This window comes from Pyxidicoccus fallax (assembly GCF_012933655.1).
In the GTDB taxonomy this organism is placed as follows: Bacteria; Myxococcota; Myxococcia; order Myxococcales; family Myxococcaceae; genus Myxococcus; species Myxococcus fallax.
This window is the reverse complement of the sequence record NZ_JABBJJ010000638.1, coordinates 1-2,703: the sequence shown is the minus strand read 5'-3', so window position 1 is coordinate 2,703 and position 2,703 is coordinate 1. Positions and strand designations below refer to the sequence as shown.

At 73.1% G+C, this 2,703-nt stretch carries 2 protein-coding genes; one reads left to right on the top strand and one right to left on the bottom strand.

What is annotated here, in order from left to right:
* Nucleotides 1–235: 235 nt before the first annotated feature.
* The gene (locus HG543_RS52935; RefSeq protein ID WP_169352569.1) at nucleotides 236–514 is read left to right on the top strand and encodes a hypothetical protein; all 279 of its coding nucleotides are present in this window, start codon (nucleotides 236–238) and stop codon (nucleotides 512–514) included.
* A 112-nt stretch (nucleotides 515–626) separates the two neighbouring features.
* Here the strand turns inward: HG543_RS52935 and HG543_RS52930 are convergent, their stop codons facing one another.
* The gene (locus HG543_RS52930; protein ID WP_246357940.1) at nucleotides 627–2,627 is read right to left on the bottom strand and encodes a M3 family metallopeptidase; all 2,001 of its coding nucleotides are present in this window, start codon (nucleotides 2,625–2,627) and stop codon (nucleotides 627–629) included.
* Nucleotides 2,628–2,703: the final 76 nt, after the last annotated feature.

Genomic DNA, 2,703 nt, shown 5'->3' with positions numbered 1-2,703 from the left:
ACGCAACCCCCGCCTGCCTCCCCGAGCCGACCCGCGAGGCTGCTTGACTGGATTGACAGGCCCGAAAATTTACATTTTTGAGCACTCGCCGCTGGCATGCCCCCCGGTCCACTCGACAAGCGTCGTGTAACCGACGGGATTCCCAGGGGATTGACGAATTTTCAAGAGGGGGGATGACAGCGAGTTAATTCGTCCCTACATTGCGACCGTCTGATTTACGGCAGAGGAGCTGCGCATGGCTTACGACGGCGAGCTGGTGAAGATGCAGAACGGTCGCTGGGCGCGGTTCCAGCGGTGCCAGGTGTTCCGCCCGGGCGTCGAGGACGCGGGCGAGACGATGATGCTGATCGCGGTGGAGCTGGAGGAGCGGTACCAGCGTCTGCTCGACGAGGCGGCGGATTCCCTGGCCCAGTATCGATTCCAGGGCGTGCCCGTCCAGGTCCGGCTGGACCCGGAGGCGCAGGGCATCACCCTGCAGCCCGAGGCGCCCGCGGCCGCACCCGCGGTGCACTAGCCTCCGCACTCCGCGTTGGCGGAGCTGGCGGGGATTGACCGATTCACAACACATGGGGCCTCGCGATTCACATCGCGGGGCCCCTGTCTTTTACAGCCCCTGGCGTGAAGCGTCAGGCCCCCTCCAGCCAGTGGGTGTAGGCGTCGAAGCCGTAGTCGCGGCCGAGGAAGTCCCTCACCAGGTCGGCCGCGTCCCTGGAGCCGCCGGGACTCAGCACGGCGTCGCGGTAGCGCCGCGCGGTGGCGGGGTCCATCAGGCCGTGGGCCTGGAAGGGCGTGAGCAGGTCGCGCGCGATGACGAGCGACCAGAGGTACGCGTAGTACGAGGACGAGTAGTAGCCGTCGAGCTGGGTGAAGGCGAGGTGGACGTAGCTGTCCTCCTCGGCGCGGAAGGGGAGGTAGCGCTCCTGGAGCGCCTTCACGCGCGGGGTGGTGTCCAGGCCGGCCGGGTCCCCGGCGTGGAGCTGGAGGCTGACGGCGGCGTAGAAGAGCTGCTGGCGCAGCCACAGCCCCTTGCCGAAGGCGTCCGCGCGCCGCATCCGGGCGATGGTGTCCTCGGGCAGCGGCTCGCCGGTGTGCAGGTGCCGGGCGAAGAGGCGCAGCGACTCGGGGCGCCAGGCCCACTCCTCCAGCACCTGGGCGGGGGCCTCCACGAAGTCGCGCTCGGTGCGTGAGCCGGACAGGCCCGCCCAGCGCGCGCGGCCGCCGAGGATGTGGTGCAGCAGGTGGCCGAACTCGTGGAAGAAGGCGCGCACCTCGCCGTGCAACAGCAGCGCGGGGTGGTGGGCGCCGGGCCGGGGGAAGTTGCACATCAGCACGCCCTCCGGGAGCGCCCTGCCCGCGCGGCCGGTGGCCAGATCCCACTGCACCGAGTGCGTGAGCTTGTCCGGGCGCGGGTGCATGTCCAGGTAGAAGCGGCCCAGGCGCGTGGCGCCCTCGTACACGTCCCAGGCCTCCACGTCCGGGTGCCACACGGGCGCGTCCGGCACGCGGCGGTAGGTGAGGCCGAACAGGCGCGAGGTGATGTCCAGGAGCCCCTGCTTCACGCGGGTGTACTCGAAGTAGGGCCGCACCTCGCGCGAGTCGAAGCGGTACTGCTCGGCGCGCACGCGGTCCTCCAGGAAGGCCTGCTCCCAGGGGAAGACGCGGGCGGCGTCCGGGGCGTCGCGCCGCTTGCGCTCCAGGAGCGCCGCGTAGTCGTCGCGCGCGCGCGCGGCGGTGGCGTCCGCCAGCCGCTCGATGAAGTCCGCGGCGTCCTGCTGGCGGCGGACCATCTTGTCCTCGGCGCTGTAGGCCGCCCAGCTCGGGTAGCCCAGCAGCGTGGCCAGCTCGTGGCGCGCCTGGAGCAGCCGCGCCAGCGTGGCCAGGTTGGCCGGGTGGCCGCGCCGCCGGTACTCGCGCCAGAGCGCCTCGCGCGCCTCCTCCCTGCGCGCGTAGGCCATGAAGGGCAGGTAGTCCGGCGTCTCGGTGGTGACGCGCACCCGGCCGTCCGGTCCGGGCGGGTGGGCGCGCACGTAGTCCTCCGGCAGGCCCTCCAGGTCCTCCGGCGAGAGCGCCACGGTGCGCACGTCCTCGTGGATGTGGCGGCTGAACTCCTGGCCCAGCCGGGTGAGTTCCTCGTGCAGCCGCCGCAGCCGCTCGCGCGTGGCGCTGTCGCGGTCCACGCCGGCGCGGCGGAAGTCGCGCAGCACCCGGGCCACCCAGCGCCGGGTGGCCGCGTCCTGGCCTCCCAGCTCCAGCGAGGCCAGCGCCGTGTACACCGCCGGGTCCAGGGAGAGGCCCGCGCGCGTGGCCTCCGCCTGCTGCTCGCACGTCTGCGCCGCGGCGCGGAAGGCGGCGTCCGGGTGCCCGTTGGCGGCGACGCCCGCGCGCCCCACCGCGTCGTCCAACAGCGCCATGGCGTCGTCGTACAGCGTGAGGGCGACGTCCGCGGCCCTCGGCTCGCGCAGGGCCACCAGCCGCCCGGTCCGCGCGCGCGCGCGCTGGAGGTCCTCCAGGCAGGCCGCCAGGAAGCGCTCGGGCGTGGTGGCGAGGTGGCGCCCCGCGTCAGGCTCCAGCGGCGCGCCGCCGTCGGGCGGGGAGGGGAGGACGGAGGGAGCGGCGCACGCCGTCAGGAGGAGGGCGACGAAGATGGCGAGCGTGCGGTGCAAATGCCCTCCCACGAGCGGGGTGCGGGGCGACGAGCGGGGC

What these genes read in the sequence shown, in the direction of transcription:
- HG543_RS52935 (WP_169352569.1), top strand. Translation starts at nt 236, where the DNA reads ATGGCTTACGACGGCGAGCTGGTGAAGATGCAGAACGGTCGCTGGGCG.